Origin of the sequence: Pseudomonas fluorescens group sp. (assembly GCF_020093335.1) — a bacterium.
Taxonomy (GTDB): Bacteria; Pseudomonadota; Gammaproteobacteria; order Pseudomonadales; family Pseudomonadaceae; genus Aquipseudomonas; species Aquipseudomonas petroselini.
In genome coordinates this window covers 70,498-86,641 of sequence record NZ_JAIOKW010000019.1, presented here as the reverse complement: position 1 = coordinate 86,641, position 16,144 = coordinate 70,498, and the positions used below count along the sequence as shown (strand labels likewise).

General features: G+C 63.1%; 14 protein-coding genes. 2 read left to right on the top strand and 12 right to left on the bottom strand.

The genetic code is table 11. From position 1 onward, the window contains the following. The 10 genes from K7431_RS19610 to K7431_RS31265 all read right to left on the bottom strand — a co-directional run bounded on the left by K7431_RS19610 (position 1) and on the right by K7431_RS31265 (position 12,019). Complete coding sequence (locus tag K7431_RS19610) at positions 1-1,104, bottom strand: glycosyltransferase family 4 protein (protein ID WP_012723319.1); 1,104 nt, start codon at positions 1,102-1,104, stop codon at positions 1-3. Then, complete coding sequence (locus K7431_RS19605) at positions 1,095-2,312, bottom strand: glycosyltransferase family 4 protein (protein ID WP_012723320.1); 1,218 nt, start codon at positions 2,310-2,312, stop codon at positions 1,095-1,097. The genes K7431_RS19610 and K7431_RS19605 overlap by 10 nt, the downstream gene beginning before the upstream one ends. An 8-nt stretch (positions 2,313-2,320) precedes the next feature. Next, positions 2,321-3,649 (bottom strand): GH39 family glycosyl hydrolase, encoded by a 1,329-nt coding sequence (locus tag K7431_RS19600; RefSeq protein WP_012723321.1) that lies wholly within the window; start codon positions 3,647-3,649, stop codon positions 2,321-2,323. Then, positions 3,639-4,829 (bottom strand): glycosyltransferase, encoded by a 1,191-nt coding sequence (locus K7431_RS19595; RefSeq protein WP_012723322.1) that lies wholly within the window; start codon positions 4,827-4,829, stop codon positions 3,639-3,641. Before K7431_RS19595 ends, K7431_RS19600 begins: the two co-directional genes overlap by 11 nt. Further along, on the bottom strand, positions 4,829-6,820 hold the full coding sequence (locus K7431_RS19590) for a GumC family protein (protein ID WP_012723323.1): 1,992 nt from the start codon (positions 6,818-6,820) through the stop codon (positions 4,829-4,831). Before K7431_RS19590 ends, K7431_RS19595 begins: the two co-directional genes overlap by 1 nt. A 15-nt stretch (positions 6,821-6,835) precedes the next feature. Then, the gene (locus K7431_RS19585) at positions 6,836-7,612 is read right to left on the bottom strand and encodes a polysaccharide biosynthesis/export family protein (protein ID WP_012723324.1); all 777 of its coding nucleotides are present in this window, start codon (positions 7,610-7,612) and stop codon (positions 6,836-6,838) included. Positions 7,613-7,641: 29 nt separating this feature from the next. Then, positions 7,642-8,553, bottom strand: coding sequence for a glycosyltransferase family 2 protein (locus tag K7431_RS19580; RefSeq protein ID WP_012723325.1), 912 nt, complete (start codon positions 8,551-8,553; stop codon positions 7,642-7,644). 1 nt (position 8,554) lies between these two features. Continuing rightward, positions 8,555-10,015, bottom strand: coding sequence for a mannose-1-phosphate guanylyltransferase/mannose-6-phosphate isomerase (locus tag K7431_RS19575; protein ID WP_012723326.1), 1,461 nt, complete (start codon positions 10,013-10,015; stop codon positions 8,555-8,557). Next, positions 10,015-11,454 carry an undecaprenyl-phosphate glucose phosphotransferase gene (locus tag K7431_RS19570; RefSeq protein WP_012723327.1) on the bottom strand — a complete coding sequence of 480 codons (1,440 nt, stop codon included), beginning with the start codon at positions 11,452-11,454 and terminating at the stop codon, positions 10,015-10,017. Before K7431_RS19570 ends, K7431_RS19575 begins: the two co-directional genes overlap by 1 nt. Positions 11,455-11,746: 292 nt before the next feature. Then, positions 11,747-12,019, bottom strand: coding sequence for a TonB-dependent receptor (locus K7431_RS31265; RefSeq protein ID WP_080567172.1), 273 nt, complete (start codon positions 12,017-12,019; stop codon positions 11,747-11,749). Positions 12,020-12,186: 167 nt separating this feature from the next. On the opposite strand from K7431_RS31265, the gene K7431_RS19560 reads away from it, so the two are divergent. Continuing rightward, a complete protein-coding gene (locus K7431_RS19560; RefSeq protein WP_012723328.1) occupies positions 12,187-12,816 on the top strand; it encodes a LysE family translocator in 630 nt (209 codons plus the stop codon). Positions 12,817-13,411: 595 nt separating this feature from the next. Here K7431_RS19560 and K7431_RS19555 read toward each other — a convergent pair. After that, a complete protein-coding gene (locus K7431_RS19555; RefSeq protein ID WP_012723329.1) occupies positions 13,412-14,092 on the bottom strand; it encodes a DJ-1/PfpI family protein in 681 nt (226 codons plus the stop codon). A gap of 90 nt (positions 14,093-14,182) precedes the next feature. Between K7431_RS19555 and K7431_RS19550 the strand changes: the two genes are divergently transcribed. Further along, positions 14,183-15,187: a GlxA family transcriptional regulator gene (locus tag K7431_RS19550; RefSeq protein WP_043205119.1), complete on the top strand. Its 1,005-nt coding sequence runs from the start codon at positions 14,183-14,185 to the stop codon at positions 15,185-15,187. On the opposite strand, the gene K7431_RS19545 is transcribed toward K7431_RS19550, so the two are convergent. Further along, positions 15,121-16,035, bottom strand: a complete 915-nt coding sequence (locus K7431_RS19545; protein WP_012723331.1) for an alpha/beta fold hydrolase — start codon at positions 16,033-16,035, stop codon at positions 15,121-15,123. The genes K7431_RS19550 and K7431_RS19545 overlap by 67 nt on opposite strands. Positions 16,036-16,144 lie beyond the last annotated feature (109 nt).

Genomic DNA, 16,144 nt, shown 5'->3' with positions numbered 1-16,144 from the left:
TCACGTCAGCTCCTTGATCAGTTCGGCCAGGCGCCGTTGATAAGCGTGATGGTTGAAGCGTTCCGCCCATTGCCGGTGTTGCTCGGGCGATGCTTCATCGGCCTGTTCGCTCAGGCTGACCATCAACTGCGTCAACGCCGGGCCATCGGTGGGCGAAAAACGCGGTGCCGACGGTGGCGTGATCTCATCCAGCGACGTGCCGCTGGCCACCGCCACCGGGGTGCCGACGCTCAGGGCTTCGATCACCGGCAGGCCAAAGCCTTCGGCGTACGACGGTTGCCACAGGCGCGAGGCCCGGCGGTACAGCGCGTGCAGTTCGGCATCCGACACGCCACTCAGCGCGCGAATGCCCGGCAGTGCGCGCTGTGCTTCAGGCAGATGGTCGAGGCTGCCCACCAGCACCAACTCCGGCACGGCGGGGGACTGACGCCGCGCCTGTTGCCAGGCCTCCACCAGGAACGGCACGTTCTTGCGCAGCTCGCGGGTGCCCACCAGCAACCAATAGCGCTCGGGCAATTGCCGTGCGCTGAGGTCCGCTGCCAGTGCGGAAAAACCATCGACCTGGTTGGGCAGCACGCGAATCTTGCCGGCTGCCTTGGGGAACAACCGCGCGGTTTCATCGGCGCTGTACTGCGACGGCGTCCACACACGGTCGGCGCTGTGCACCGCGTAGGCAATCGACAGGCGATCGCTGGTCTTGTAGATCAGCGCCTTCAAGCGGTTGGCGTGGTAGTTGTTCAGGGTGATCTGGAACAGGTCGTGCAACAGCACCACGGTGCGCAGCCCCTTCGGCTTGGGCGGCAAGGGCAGGCCCATGTTGAAGGTGCTGATGTACAGATCGATATGCTGCTCACGCAAGGCGCGCGGTAGAAAACCGGCCTCGAAACGCAGGCGATTCTGCGGCTGGTGCATGGCGGTCTTGGCACAGCCCCAGGCCGGGCAGTGGGCCTGCAAGCGGGTTTCATCGCCCAGGGGCGCCACGGTAAACCGCTCAAGCTCAATGCCCGGCAGGCTGTGCAGGGCGCTTTCCAGCGCGTACACCTGGCGGCTGATGCCCGATTGCGGCGAGGTGCCGACGGTGCGGTAATCCAGGCCTACACGCATGCGGGCTCCTTTTGATTTTGCGGTGAAAGGGCGGCGTACACCGTTTCCAGTTGGCTGGCGGCGACGCTCCAGTCATGGGCGCGACGCACATAGGCGCGGCCGGCTTCGCCCATGGGCGCGGCGGCGTCGGGAAATTGCAGCAGGCGCACCACGGCATCCGCCAGCTTGGCGGCGGTTTGGCCGCCGAGGTAGTCCAGGCCTTCCACCAGGTCCAGCCCCGATACACCTTGCTCGGTACTCGCCAGCGGCAAGCCGGCCGCCAGCGCTTCGAGCACCTTGAGCTTGGAACCGCCGCCATGGCGCAACGGCGCCAGAAACACCGAGGAACTCGATTGCAGGCTCAGCAGGTTAGGCACAAAACCCTGCCACTCAATGCGCGGGTCCTGCCAGCGTTCCCGCCAGGTGTCGGGCATGCCGAAGCCGCACACGCTCATGCGCGCGTCCGGGCAACGCTCCCAGACCTTGGGCAGGATCTCGTCCAGGGCCCACTCGATGGCGTCCACGTTGGGGGCGTATTCATAATTGCCGAGGAACAGCACGCGGCGTGCCGACGGGTCAGGGCGGGCGGCGGCGAAGTGGTCGCAGTCCACGCCATTGACCACCACCGACACCGGTTTGCCGGCGATCTTTGCCAGGGTCTGTGCATCGCTGTCGGTCACTGCCACCACCTGCGTGGCCTGGCGCATCACGCGACGTTCCCAGCGGGTGTAGCGCCATTGATCGTAGCGAATGAACGGCAGCGCCCAACCCGGCAAGCGGTCGTAGGTGGCGGCGCCAAGGGCTGATTCAACGTTGTGTTCCGTCAGCACAAAGGGTTGGGATTTACGCGCCAGCGCCGCTTCGTACGGCTGAAAGCTGTAGCTGTGCTCGATCTGCACCACGTCCCAGCGCTCACCCAGCAACCAATTGAAAGTGTCCTGCAATACACCCGACAGCCCATTCACGCTGGCCAGCAGCGGGTAGGGCGCGAACAGCCCCGCCAGCAGCGTTGTGGCGCTGCGCAGCGGGCGGCGCGGCAGGATGATCAGTTGTTCGAGAAACGCTTCCAGCACCTTGCGGTCGGTGAGTGACACCGGGTGTTTGTCCTGCAGCAGCAGGGTGATCTGGTGCCCACGTGCGGCCAGGCTGCGCAGCAGATGGAACTGGCGCGTCTTGCCGCCGCTGGTGGCGGGCCAGGGTGAGTAGGGCAAAATCCACAGAATGCGCATGGCAGGCCTCACTCCCATAACAGAATTTGCAGGTTCGACTTGACCGGTACGGTCAGGCCATTGGTACCGCTCACCGGCGTTTGTGTGCCGCGCAGCGGGTCGTACAGGGTGGCGCTGGCCAGCCCCGACAAGTGCGCGTTGCCACCCTGGGCTGACCAGAAAAACCACAGCTTGCGGCCGTCGGCGCGGGTCCAGCCGATGCTGAACAGGCCGTCCGGCAGTTGGTCGGCGACCGGCGGATCGCCCGGCGTGAGCTTCGGTCCGCTGACGTCGAGGAAATTCTTCAATGCGGTGTAGACGGGCTTGGGGTTAGTGTCGATATCCAACAAGCCATAGGACTGATCACGGATGCTGGCGCGCTGGTCCAGGTCGCTCAAGGTGAACAGGAAGATCTTGTCGTAATCCATCGCACTCATCAGCGCCAGGCGGCGAACCACGTAGTCGGCCTGTGCCTGGGGCGTGATGATGTCCTGGGCGTCTTTGGGCCCCTTGTAGGTTGACCAGCCCCACTCGGTGCTCCACAGGGTGTTCACGCCGCCGTTGCGCAGGGCCTGGTTGAGCTGGGTGGTCTTGGCGATGAAGTCCAGGTTGGCCGGGTCGTTGCCTTCGGGCAATTGGGTGTAGGGGTGATAGGACACCACCGTATTCAGGCTGGCCACGCCCAGCGCGCCCAACGCGTCGAACATGGTCTGGCCATTGGGCATTTCGCTGAAAAACGCCATGCCGGCGGCCACCACGGGCTTGTTCGGGTTTACCACCCGCAACGCTTGGGTGGTGGCGGTGAGCAGTTTGGCGTAACCCGCCGGGTCTGCCGCCGGGCGCCAGAAGCCCAGCAGGTTCGGTTCGTTCCAGACTTGCCAGGCATCGACGCTGGGGTAGCGCTGGGACAGCAACGCCATGCGGTTGGCGAACACGTTGGGGTCTTTCGGTGGGTACTGGTCCGGGTACATCGACAGCGGCGGGGCACTGGTGATAAAACGCGCCGAACCGACCAGGTAAAACACCGACTTGATCTGGTTCTGTTGCAGCTTGCCTACCAGTTCATCGAGGGTGGCGAGCTTGTATTGATTCTGCGCGGTCTCCAGCTGATCCCAGTGCAAATCCAGGCGTACCCACTCCAGGCCCAGGGCCTTGAGACGGTCGATCTGCTTCTGGTAGCGCTCGGGGCTGAACCACAAGAACTGCGCGTTCACCCCCAGGAAATCCTTCCACACCACCTCCTTGCTGCCCTTGAGCACATGGCTTTCGGCGTCCGCCTGGCGACCCCACAAAAATGCGCTGAGGCCCAGGGCCGCGACCACCGCGAAGGTGGCAAGGTAGGTGCGTTTACGTGCCATAGGTCGACCCTGCAATGGCTTCTTCGAAGAGCTGCTTGAATTTCTGCGCCGTCAACGGCCAAAGACGTTCGCGGCCAATCTCCCCGGCGCGTTCGGCCCAGTCCCTGGCCAATAGCGGCGTGCGTGCCAGGCGTAACAGCTGTTCGCTGAGCGCGGCCACATCACCTTCGGGGTAGATCGCACCGTTGCCGCTGGCGACTTCCTCGGCGAACGCGCGCGCATCGGAGGTGATCGCGCCGCGCCCGCAGGCGGTGGCCCAGGACAACGCGCCGCTGGTGCCGCGCTGGCGCCCCAGCAGGCCGAGTTTTTTCGATTCGCGATACGGCAGCACCATCACATGGTGCGCCTGGATGGTCTGGGCAATTTCATCGGCGGGCAGGTTCAGCCGCCAGTCGATGCAACCGGTCAGGCCCAGCGCGGCGATCTGCGCGGTCAACTGCTCCAGGTAGTTACCGCCCGCGCCAAACGCCATTTCCGCGGCGGTGCCACCGGCCAGGGTCAGGCGCACGCGGTCGCGCAATTCGGGGGCTTGCTTGAACACATCCGCCAGGGCCTGCACCAGGTCTTCGATGCCTTTGCCACGGTAGATAAACCCAAAGTACAGCAGGTGCAGCGTGTCGAGCGACGGCAACGGGGCCGGGGGAACGGCGAGGTTGGCGTGGTTGATCACCGCCACTTTGCCGGCAGGCAATTGCATGCGCTGGCTCAGGCAGTCGGCGCCCAGGCGGGTGAGGGTCACCAGCCGGGTCAGCCCCTTGGCAACCTGGCGTTCTTCGCGCAAGGTCAGCGGGTCGGCCAGCACCACGGCGGCCTGGGGCAACGGGCTGGGCAGGCGTTCCAGCAGGTTCAGTGGAAACGGCAGGTGCTCACGCCGCCACACCATGCGCTCCGGGTCATGCACGGTGGCCGTCAATGGCAATCGGGGGTACGCCTTGCGCAGTTCACGCAAGGCCAGGAATTCCCCCAGCCGCCCACCGCCCAGCTCTGCGTGTACCAGGTCGACGGCTTGCCAGTCGAACGCGCGGATGGCTGGCTGGATCGCCTCGGAGTTGCCCGCCACACCGGCCAACGGCGTCAGCACCGTCACACCAAGGTGTTCCAAGGCCGTGCGGAAATGGTTCGCGTAGTCGGCGATCCCGTTTTTCTCCGGCGGCAAGGGTGCGAGCAGGGCGATCCGCATCAGAACGCCCCCCGGTATTTACCGATGGTCTGCAGCACTTTGCTCGGCACTTCGAACTTGCGCCGATTGATGATGATGCCGTCCACCTTGCCGAACGCGGTGTTGAGGATCGACAGCGCATGCTCGACCACCGGCACGGTACTTTTGCGCGCTTCCACCACCAGCCCGATCAGGTCGGCGCGGCGCAGCGCGATAAACGCTTCGCGGTTGTCCAGCAGGGCCGAGGCGTCCAGCAGCACTACTTCACCCGGCGCCGCGGGCTCCAACCCGCCCACGCGCACATTGACGCCATTCTCACGCAGCAGTTGGCGCAGTTGCTCGACCACAAACGTCACCCCTTCGCCGTGGCGTGCCGACGTCAGCCCCAGCACCAGGCCCTCTTCGGCGATGCGGTCGGGCTGCAGCAAACTGTACAGCCGGTAGATGCTCGCATTGAACGCGTTGGCGCTTTGCGCGGTGGTGGTGTCCAGCTCCGGCAGGGTGGTCCACAGCGGCAGGCCGAACTTGCGTTCCACCAGGCCACCGTCGTGAATGCGCTGGTCGAGCAGGTAGCACAGGTAGATCACCAGCAAGCCGACGACGATGGCAAATGGGATCGCCAGGAACAGCATCACCAGGGTTTTCGGGAAGATCCGGCCCGGGTTCAGGGTGGCTTCTTCGATCACGGCGATGTTGCTGATCTGGCTGTTGTCCAGCTCGCGGTCGATGCGCGATTTTTCCAGGTTGTCCACGTACAGCGCGTAGTTGCGCTCGGTGGTGTTCAGCTCGCGGGAGAGGCGCGCCAGTTCGGGTTCGATTTCCAGGGCTTGCTTGCGTTGTTCTTCAAGGTTCAGCAGTTGTTTTTGCTGTTGGATCAACTGGGTGCGCAGCGCCTGGTTGTTGCTGGTTTCGTCCAGCAGCACGCGCTGCAGGTGAATTTCCAGGGTGTTCGGCGCGCGGTTCTCCGAGGCTTGCACCGTGTTGCTCTCATTGGCGACCTGAACCTGCATCGCACGGATCGAGGCATCGAGGGCTTTGACCGGCGGCGCGTTGTCGGTGTAGGTGCGCATCATGTCGGCCTTTTCCAGCAGCTTCTGGTTAAGCAGGCGACGCAAATCCTGCTGCTGCGGGTTCAGTGCGATCTGGCGCACCGTGGTGACTTCCTTGGGCTGGCCCTTGAGCTGGCTGCGCGTGCTCTGGATGGCGCTGTCGGACGAAGCGATCAGTCGCGTGGTGTTGAAGGTCTCGCCGCGCAGCACGTTGATGCGCTCGGACAGGTCTTCCAAACGGTCGGTGATGCTGGCGGCGCCGATCTCATTGAGGTGGATGAGGATCTGCTGCTTGTAGCTCTTGATCTCAGTGGCGCTGTTGGCCGCCTGGCCTTCGTAGAAGGCGTACAGGCTCTTGCGGCCCAGGGCCTGGGTGCGTTCGTTGATGTAGGTTTCGACCCAATCCTTGACCACCGCCTGGGCGATCTCCGGGTCGCCCCACTTGAAGCTGATGTCCATCACCGTGGAACCGGCGGCGTGGCTCACCTCAAAGTTCTTTTCCAGGCCGGCGGCCAGGCGTTCCACCGGGGTGGTTTTCTCAACCACACCGACGGTTTCCAGCACCACGCGGATGCCGTCGAACACCGCCCCCACGCCGCTCTTGACGTAGTATTTGGTGCGCTTCCAGAAGCCTTCCGGCGGCGGCGCGTTGTCGATCACTTCCAGGTAATGTTCAGCCACGGCGCGCACGATGGGGCGACCGGTGAGCAAACGCTCCTCGTCGACAATCGGGTCACGCTGGGTGCTGGGCATCACCAGCGCCTGGCGGTTGCTGATCTCGATCGGCAGGGTCGAATCACGCCCCGGTTTCACCAACAGCCGCGCAGTGGATTCGTACTTGGCCGGCAGCAGGAACGCCCCCAGCAGGATGATCACCAGCGCGGCAATCGCCGCCAGTTTGAACTCGTGCCGGAAGATGAAGAACAAGCGCAGAAGATCACGAAAAGAACGGATCTCGATCATTGGGATGTCGCTCCTTTAGTTGTTGCCGCCGCTGGTTCGGGTGTAGTTGTAGCCAACCCCAATGGACTTGGTGAACGGGATCAGTTGGTTCATGTAGGTGTCCACCCCTTGGATCCGCTCGCCCACGTTCGACTTGGGCACGAACACCACATCGCCACGTTGCAGGTGAACGGGTTTGCGGCCATTGGGGCCGGTGTTGAGCAGTTGGCTGAAGTCCAGGAAATACGCGCGATACGCGCCCTGGGCGTCTTCGCGCAGCAGGGCGACCATGCTGGCATTGCCTGCCGGGCTGACCCCGCCGGCACCGATAATCGCCTGCTCCAGAGTGTTGGCCGTGGCGATTTGCACCGCCGTCGGGTTGTTCACCGCGCCGCCGACAATGATTGAACTGGCGGGCGCCTGGTTGATGTTCACCGTCACGCGTGGCTCGCGGTACACCGGGGCGAGCTTGCTGGTCAGCTCCGTGGCCAGCTCCGAAGGCTGGCGCCCGGCGACCTGGATCGGCCCCAGGAACGGGTAGTTGATCTTGCCGTCGGTCTGCACGGTGTACAGCGTCAGCTCGTAGATGGTGCTGACGTTGAACGCCGACAGCGTCGGCATCTCGCCGGCATCGCGCACGATGCGCAACTGGTCGCCGATGCGGATGCGCTCCACCGCCGGTGGCAGCTGGGCAAGCTGGTCGAGGGCGCGCTTGCCGGCCTCGACGGTGTCGCTGTCCGGCGGGACGATGCGCGCCGGTGTATTGCAGGCGGCCAGGGCCATCATGGCCACGACGAGCAGGGTTCGTTTCATCAAGGGGGACTTCCTGTAGGTCATGATGCTCACCTCCAATAACCGGGAAACATGCTGATGCGCCGCTTGAGGGCGAGGGGGAGGCGACGCTCCAGATGGCCCAGCCGATAGCCGAGCAGTTTGAACGCACTGCGCACCAGCACTTCTGGGACGCGGTGCAAGGCGCCGGCCTTGCGCAAGGCTGCGAGTTCGGCCAGCACATAGCGCTTGCCTTCGCCCCCCGCATCGCCAAAGGCCTGCTTGATCCACGGCTCGCGGCCATAGAACACACCAATGTCGAAGTAGCGGTGAAACTCATCCATGAGCTTGTAATCGTGGGAGTGATGCACCAGCGCCGTGGCGGCGTAGCGCACCTTGTAGCCGTCGAGCAGCATGCGCGCCGCCACGAAAGCGTCTTCGCTGCCGATCACGTCGGCCGGGAACCCGCCCACCGCCTGCAGCACGCTGCGCCGGTACACGGAAAACGAGTCGGAACTGAAGCAGGTCTTGATCCCCAGTTCCGGCGCATCGGCCAGGCTTTTGCTGCGGCTCTGTTCCGGGTAGTTGAAGTGCCGCGATTGCGCGCCCAGCACACCGGCATCGGGGTGGGGCAACTGGCGCCCGTAGGCCACGCCGTTGAGCGGGTCCTGCTGCAACTCCGCGAGCAGGTTGGCGAAGGTTTCCGGGGTGGCGGGAATCGCGTCCTGGGTCATCACGATCAACGCGTCGCCGCTCACCTGTTCGCTGGCCCAGCGCCGGGTGCCGCCGTGGTTGAAGTCGCGCGCGTCGATCACCTCGACCCGTGCACCAAACGCGCGAAAGCGCGCCACGGTGTCATCGCTGGAGGCGCTGTCCACCACCAGCGTTTCGTCAGGTTGCAGGGTTTGCATCTTCAGCGCCGGCAGCAGGCGGGCCAGGTGGCTGGAGGCGTTACGGGTCGGGATGATCAATGAGGTGCGCATATCATTTTTTCACGTCTGCCGGGGCGCGCCCGTAGATGTCGTCGAAGCGCACAATGTCGTCCTCGCCCAGGTACTCGCCGCTCTGCACCTCGATCATCACCAGGTCGATGATGCCGGGGTTGGTCAGCCGGTGTTTGTGCCCGGCCGGGATGTAGGTGGACTCGTTGGCGTTGATCAAAAATTCACGCTCGCCGTTGGTGATCTGCGCCGCGCCGCTGACCACCACCCAGTGTTCGCTGCGGTGGTGATGCATTTGCAGCGACAACGACGCCTGGGGCTTGACCACGATGCGCTTGATCTTGAAGCGACTGCTTTCCTCCAGCACGGTGTAGGTGCCCCACGGCCGTGTGACGGTGCGGTGCAGGCTGTACGCCGGATGGTTCTGACGCTTGAGCTCGGCAACGATGTAGCGCACGTCCTGGCTGCGGTGGGCGTCGGCGATCAATAGCGCATCGGGGGTGTCGACGATGATCAGGTCGCGCACGCCCACGGCGCCGAGTACGCGCTTGGGCGAGTCGATGTAGCAGTTGTGCACGTCATGCAAAATCGCTTCGCCATTGACTTGGTTGCCATGCGCATCGCTGGGGGTGAGCTGGCGCAGGGCCTCCCACGAGCCGATATCGCTCCAGCCGATGTCGCAGGGCACCACGGCGACTTGCTTGGACTTCTCCATCAGCGCCACGTCGATGGACACATCCGGCGCGCTGCCGAATGCTTCCGAGTCGAGTTCACGCTGGCGTGAGGTTTTGTTTTGCAGGCTCTGGCTGTGGTCCAGCGCGGCGCGGGCGGATTCCAGCACATCGGGGGCATGGGCGGCGAGTTCCTCCACCAGGGTGCTGGCCTTGAAGCAGAACATGCCGGCGTTCCACAGGTGCTTGCCGCCGTCGAGGTAGCCCTGGGCAGTGGCCAAGTCGGGTTTTTCGACGAAGCGCTTGACCCGGTTGCCGGTGCTCAGTGGCTCGCCCTGTTCGATATAGCCAAAGCCGGTTTCCGCGTGATCGGGCTGGATGCCAAAGGTCACCAGGTAGCCGGCTTCGGCGAGGTCGCGGGCCTGGGCCACGGCCTCGGCGAACGCCACTTCATTGAGGATCAGATGGTCGGCGGGCATCACCAGCAACTGCGCCTCACCGCCGAAATGTTCCTGCACATGCAGCGCCGCCACGGCAATCGCTGCCGCCGTGTTGCGGCCGAACGGTTCGAGCAACAGGTCCAGGGGCAGGTGGGCCTTGTTGACCAGGCGGTAGTCATCCAGGGTGCGGAACAGCAGATCGCGGTTGGTCACCGTCAACACGCTTTCCACGCCGGGCAGTTTGGCCGCGCGCTGGAAGGTTTTCTGCAGCAGGCTCTGGCCATCGCGCATGCGCATGAACGGCTTGGGCATGTTCTGCCGCGACACCGGCCACAGCCGTGTGCCCGAACCACCGGAAATGATGCAGGGAATTAATCCGTTGAGTGTGTTCATCAATAGACTTCCTTGGTGGAAAGGACGGCGGGGACCGTCATGAAGACGATGTACAAGTCAAACCACACCGACCACTTGGAGATGTACTCCAAGTCGTACTCGACACGTTTCTGGATCTTGAACAGGGTGTCGGTCTCGCCCCGGTAACCATTGATCTGCGCCCAGCCGGTGATGCCCGGTTTTACCCGGTGCCGTGAGCTGTATTCGCTCACCGCCACCTCGAAAGGAACGCCTGCCGCCTTGGTCGCGGTGGCATGCGGGCGCGGGCCGACCATGGACATGTTGCCCAGTAGCACGTTGAACAGCTGTGGCAGCTCGTCGATGCTGGTCTTGCGGATGATGCGGCCCACGCGGGTGATGCGCGGGTCTTCGCGGGTGGTCTGGCGTTCGGCGGTGAAGTCGCTCTGGTCGGTGTACATCGAGCGGAATTTGAACACGCGGATTTCGTTGTCGTTGTAGCCATAGCGGTTCTGGCGAAACAGCACCGGGCCCTTGGAGTCGAGCTTGATCGCAATCGCCGTCGCCAACATCACTGGTGACAGGCACACCAGCGCCAGGCTGGCCAACAGTAAGTCCTCGCAGCGTTTGATCACCGGCGACCAGCCGCGCAGCGGCAACTGCGAGGTGTTGAACATCAAGATGCCGCCCACATCGGTGATCTTGCTATGGCCGTAGCGCAGGGCAGCCATGTCCGGCACCAGCATGACATTCACCGACAGCTGCCGCAGGCGGTTGACCAGCCCGTGGATGCGCTGCTCGGCGGCCCAGGGCAGGCAGATCATCACCTGATTGACCTGCTCGGCGCGGATCAGCTTTTCCAGGTCACGGGTGTTGCCCAGCAGGGGCAGGTTGCTCAGTTCCTTGGGAATGCGCTCGGTGCGGTCGTCGATAAACCCCACCAACCCGGAGCGGATATCACCGTTGCGCTGCAGGTGATCGGCGACATGCACGGCGGTGTCGGTAAACCCCAGGATCACCGTGCGTTGCAGGTATTTGCCGGCGCGCATCAGCCGGCTGTACAGGCGCAGCATTACCAGGCGCTCAAGGCAAAACAAGCCCAGGCTGGCGATGTACCAGACCACCAGGTTACGCGGGGTCAATTGCGGGAAAAACTGCAGGATCTGGTACATGAACAGCAAAATGCAAAACGCCGCGGTCCAGGCCTTGATCTTGATTTTCAGGCGCAGGCGGTTGCTGAACAATTCCTCGGAATAGATGCCCAGGGCCTGGAACAGAATAATGGTCAGGACCGCGAAAAAAACCAGCAGGCCCAGGAAGTGGGCGCGCAGCTCGGGGTCCAACGGGTCCAGGACGAACACCAGGACCAGTGGGGGTAAAATGGCACTCAGGCCGTGGATCAACTTGACGAATACAACAAAGAACTCAACAAAACCGGCGCGCGTTAAAAACAGGCTGTCGACGGACGACTTATCTCGCATATAAACATCCCTCATTGCACTCCAGATTCCACTGTTCGGCTATTGGCTCAATAAGGCGGCGAGCCGCTTTAGAACGTAGGCCGAACGACTACTCTGGGTAATACGCAACTTTCCAATTCAAATGCACGATACAAAAACAACTAACCATTTGAATTGATCTTGCGGGGGTAGTGACTAAAGGAGTGTTCCTTGTATGGTTAGTCAATTGATTGACGATGCTGCGGGAGTGGCGTGCTAGATAGGTTAACCGGTCTTTTGTGAGGCATTTTATTGACGTTCCTTGTCTGAAAATTCAGTCATTGGCTGTGTTTTTGAGTGTAGGAACAAATGCAGGATTTTGCCTGCTTAAAGGCGAAACCTTTTTCGAAACGAGGTAGAAAAGGGGGACAAAGAGGGTGTGGAAAGGCGCACTTAGTGCCCTGCCACCGGGGCTTTCGCCGGAGCAGAAGTTGCCTTTCAAACTCACTGTAAAATTGCGTGGTTCACCGTAGAAGTTGCCCCAGGAGGCGGTGCCGACCGTGTTGTAATAGCTTTTGTCGAACAAATTGTTGCCGTTGAGTGCCACGGTCCAGGCATCCTGGCGCAGCCGTCTTAATTAATAATGTTTCGCATCACACCGTCGTTGGGCGTAACCCTTCGCAAGTGCCGCAGCGCAATGTATCCAGCACAATTTTTTGTCCGCCCTGGGTGCACGGACTAATCTGCAGGCTTTTCCCGGTGGAAGGCTTGAGCATGATCGACCTCGCGACCCTGGCGGTTTTTTCCGGTGCTGTGCTGTTGTTGCTGTTGTCCCCGGGGCCGAACATGGCCTTTGTGATCAGCCATGGCGTCACCCACGGTTGGCGCGGGGGGATGGCATCGGCCCTGGGTATCGGCGTGGCCGACGTGCTGTTGACGGCCTTGACCGCTACCGGGGTGACGGCGTTGGTTGCCAGTTGGCCGCCGTCCTTTGATGTGATCCGGTATGCGGGGGTGGTCTACCTGTTGTGGCTGGTGTTCAAGACCTTGCAGAAAAGCCCAGGGTCGGACGCGGCGCACATCAACCGCGTGCCCTTGGGCCGGGTGTTTCTGCAGGCCATGCTCAATAGTCTGCTCAACCCCAAGGCGTTGTTGTTTTTTTTGGTGTTTTTGCCGCAGTTTTTACGTCCGGAAGCAGGGGCCATTGCGGTGCAGTTGATGGTGCTTGGGGGGGTGTTGACCTTGATTGCAGCTGTATTTCATATGCTGCTGGGTATTTTTGGGGGGGCGCTGAGGCGGTTTTTTGCCGGTCGCTCAAAAGGCGCCTGGCTACAGAAGTGGGGCTTGGCGACGGTGCTGACGGTACTGGCGGTGCGTTTGGCGGTGATGTCTCGGCCTGCGTGACTTGAGAACACGGCTTATCCAAATGTGGGAGCTGGCTAGCGTGCGATGTGGGCACCTCGGTGTATGAGGTTCACCGTGGACCTGTGGCGAGGGAGCTTGCTCCCGCGGGCCGACCGCAATCTGACTGTTGCACCGCGATCAAAATGTGGGAGTGGGCTTGCCCGCGAAGGCGGCCTGGCGGGCGATGTGGGTGTTGGGTCAGACTGGGTACATATCCGTTATTTAGGTCACGGCTGCTATGGGTTCCGCCCTTACGGCGGGTCACTTTTGGAAAGGCCCAAAAGTAACCAAAAGGCCTTCGCCCCAACACTCGGCACCTCGCTCACGCTCGGTGTGCCCGTAATCCGACAGGTATTTGGGGGGCCGCCGCCACGCGCCATCCATGGCGCGGGGCGGCTAAACCGGCATCCCTGCCGGTTTACCCCCCAAATCCCTGTCGAATTCCGGCCAGCGTGTTTGACGGGGCGCCTGAGATCAAAAGCTAGATCAAGATCAGGATCAAGAGCGGCTCGCTTCGCATCGTGGTTAGCGTGGGCTGCGTGTGGGTACCTGGAGTTATCGCCGGCGAGCCGGCGCTTGCAGGTGTTTTGCAGAATCAGCCTAACCGTGCAGCCGCGCGTGCGACGATCTCGCCGCGCACCCTGCGCGATTCGGTGGTGCGCTTGTTGGCTTCTTCCAGCACGTGCTGGGGCGCGGTGTCCGGGCGGCCGGAGTTGAAGGGGGGCGCCGGCGCGTATTCGATCTGCAATTGCACCAGCTGCGCCGCCGCTTCGCTGTACAGCTCGGCCGCCAGGCTCAGGGCGAAGTCGATGCCGGCGGTGATGCCGCCGCCGGTCAGCAGGTTGCCGTCACGCACCACGCGTGCCTGCACGGGGATGGCGCCGAGCGGGGCGAGCATGTCGTGGTAGGCCCAGTGTGTCGTCGCCTGGCGGCCACGCAGCAAACCCGCCGCGCCCAGTACCAGCGAGCCGGTGCACACCGAGGTCACGTAGCGCGCGGTTTGCGCCTGGGCCTTGAGGAAGTCCAGGGTCTGCGGGTCTTCCATCAGTGCGCCTACGCCGGAACCGCCGGGCACGCAGATCACATCCAGGCGTGGGCACTCGGCATAGGTCATGGTCGGGGTGAACACCAGGCCGGTGCTGGAGGTGACGGGTTCCAGGTCTTTCCACACCAGGTGCAGTTTCACATCCGGCAACGAACCCAGTACGTCATAAGGGCCGGTGAGGTCCAGCTGCTGGATGCCGGGGAACAACAGAAAGCCGATCTGCAAGGTCATGAATGAAGCTCCGTCAAAGGGGTGGACGGCTTCACTCTAGAGGCCTAGGCTTTGGCGAATACGCCATTGAGCCCACGAATCACGCCAATCATGCCTCGAATCGTCCATGTACTCGCTTTCGATAACGCCCAAGTGCTCGATGTCACCGGGCCGCTGCAAGTGTTCGCCTCCACCAATGACCTGGCGCGCCAGCGCGGCGAACCCTTGCCGTATGCCGTCTCGGTGATCGCCGCGCAGGCGCAGCCGGTGATGACTTCCGCCGGCCTGGCGCTGGTGGCCGAGCCGCTGCCTGCCGTCGATACGCCGTGCGACACGCTGGTGATCGCAGGGGGCTGGGGTGTATACGGCGCCGCCGAAGACCCGGCGCTGGTCGATTGGGTGCGGGAAAAAGCCGAGCACACGCGGCGCATGGCGTCGGTGTGCACCGGCGCCTTCCTGCTGGCCGCCAGTGGCCTGCTCGACGGTTGCCGCGTGGCCACCCACTGGACGCGTTGCGAAGAGCTGGCGCGCAAGTTCCCCTCGTTGACGGTGGAGTCCAACCCGATTTTCATCCAGCAGGGCGCCGTCTGGACCTCCGCCGGTGTCACCGCCGGCATCGACCTGTGCCTGGCGCTGGTGGAAGAAGACCTGGGCCGCGCGGTGGCCCTGGAAGTGGCGCGGCACCTGGTGGTGTTCCTCAAGCGCCCCGGTGGCCAGTCGCAATTCAGTGTGACGCTGTCCCTGCAAAAAGATGACAACCGTTTCGCCGAGCTCCACGCCTGGATGGCCGAAAACCTGACGTTGGACCTGAATATTCCCACCCTGGCCGCGCAAGCGGGCATGAGCGAGCGCAGCTTCGTGCGCCATTACCGCGCCGAAACCGGCCAGACTCCGGCGCGTGCCGTCGAATTGATCCGCGTCGAAACCGCGCGCCGACAACTGGCCGACAGCACGGCGTCGATCAAACGCATCGCTGTGCAGTGCGGGTTTGGCTGTGAAGAGACGTTGCGGCGCAGCTTCCTGCGCGCGCTGGACGTGACGCCCCAGGCCTACCGCGAGCGCTTTTCGCCCAGCAACGCCAGCAGCGCATCAAGCGTGGCTTGCGGCGCTTCCTGAGGAATATTGTGGCCCACGCCCGGCAACACCTGGCGCCGGTAAAACCCGCTGAAATGCTCGACGTCATCATCCACCTCGGGCGGCGGACCTACGCCGTCATCGGCGCCGCACAACGAAATGCTCGGCACCGAAATCGTCGGTTGCAGTGCCAGGGCCTGCTCGATGGATTCCAACGCCGGGTCGCCGGGCGCATACATGAAACGGTGGCGATAGGAGTGAATCACCACCTCGACAAAATCCGGGTTATCGAACGACGCCGCCGTCTGGTCATACAGGCCCGGCCCTTCGGCCCAGGACGGCGACCACAGTGACCACAATAGCTTGCAGAGCTCACGGCGGTTGGCAGTCAAACCGTCGACACCGCGCTGGGTGTGAAAGTAGAACTGGTACCACAAGCGATGCTCCGTCGCAGGCGTGCGTGGCGTGAGGGATTTGCCGATGTCCTGGATGTTGTAGCCATCGCCGGTCACCAACCCACGCACCCGTTCGGGCCACAGCGCCGCGACGATACACGCGGCACGCCCACCCCAGTCATAGCCGGCGAGGGTGGCTTGCGCAATGCCCAGCGCATCCATGAACTCCAACAGGTCCTTGGCTAACGCTGCCTGCTGCCCGGAACGCATCACCTGCTCATTGATAAACCGCGTCGGGCCATAACCGCGCAGATACGGCACCCACACCCGACAACCGCGCGCGGCCAGCACCGGCGCGATCTCGTCATAGGCGCGCGGGTCGTAGGGGAAGCCATGCAGCAGGATCACCGGCGCACCGTCGGCAGGGCCGTGGGCTTCATACGCCATGTCGAGCATGGAAGTGCGCACGGAGTGCAGGGGGAAGGCGGTGGTCATGGTGGGCTCCTTTCAGGTGCTGGAACGCTAGCCGATGGGCGTGACGGGCTGACGCACGATTGAAGGCCGTAGCGTGACGTGTCGAGACCGTGGTCGAGGGCCTGCCCAT

Bases quoted from the DNA above. Each gene is read 5' to 3' on its own strand.
- K7431_RS19610 (WP_012723319.1), bottom strand. From the start codon at position 1,104: ATGCGTGTAGGCCTGGATTACCGCACCGTCGGCACCTCGCCGCAATCG.
- K7431_RS19605 (WP_012723320.1), bottom strand. From the start codon at position 2,312: ATGCGCATTCTGTGGATTTTGCCCTACTCACCCTGGCCCGCCACCAGC.
- K7431_RS19600 (WP_012723321.1), bottom strand. From the start codon at position 3,649: ATGGCACGTAAACGCACCTACCTTGCCACCTTCGCGGTGGTCGCGGCC.
- K7431_RS19595 (WP_012723322.1), bottom strand. From the start codon at position 4,829: ATGCGGATCGCCCTGCTCGCACCCTTGCCGCCGGAGAAAAACGGGATC.
- K7431_RS19590 (WP_012723323.1), bottom strand. From the start codon at position 6,820: ATGATCGAGATCCGTTCTTTTCGTGATCTTCTGCGCTTGTTCTTCATC.
- K7431_RS19585 (WP_012723324.1), bottom strand. From the start codon at position 7,612: ATGAAACGAACCCTGCTCGTCGTGGCCATGATGGCCCTGGCCGCCTGC.
- K7431_RS19580 (WP_012723325.1), bottom strand. From the start codon at position 8,553: ATGCGCACCTCATTGATCATCCCGACCCGTAACGCCTCCAGCCACCTG.
- K7431_RS19575 (WP_012723326.1), bottom strand. From the start codon at position 10,015: ATGAACACACTCAACGGATTAATTCCCTGCATCATTTCCGGTGGTTCG.
- K7431_RS19570 (WP_012723327.1), bottom strand. From the start codon at position 11,454: ATGCGAGATAAGTCGTCCGTCGACAGCCTGTTTTTAACGCGCGCCGGT.
- K7431_RS19560 (WP_012723328.1), top strand. From the start codon at position 12,187: ATGATCGACCTCGCGACCCTGGCGGTTTTTTCCGGTGCTGTGCTGTTG.
- K7431_RS19555 (WP_012723329.1), bottom strand. From the start codon at position 14,092: ATGACCTTGCAGATCGGCTTTCTGTTGTTCCCCGGCATCCAGCAGCTG.
- K7431_RS19550 (WP_043205119.1), top strand. From the start codon at position 14,183: ATGCCTCGAATCGTCCATGTACTCGCTTTCGATAACGCCCAAGTGCTC.
- K7431_RS19545 (WP_012723331.1), bottom strand. From the start codon at position 16,035: ATGACCACCGCCTTCCCCCTGCACTCCGTGCGCACTTCCATGCTCGAC.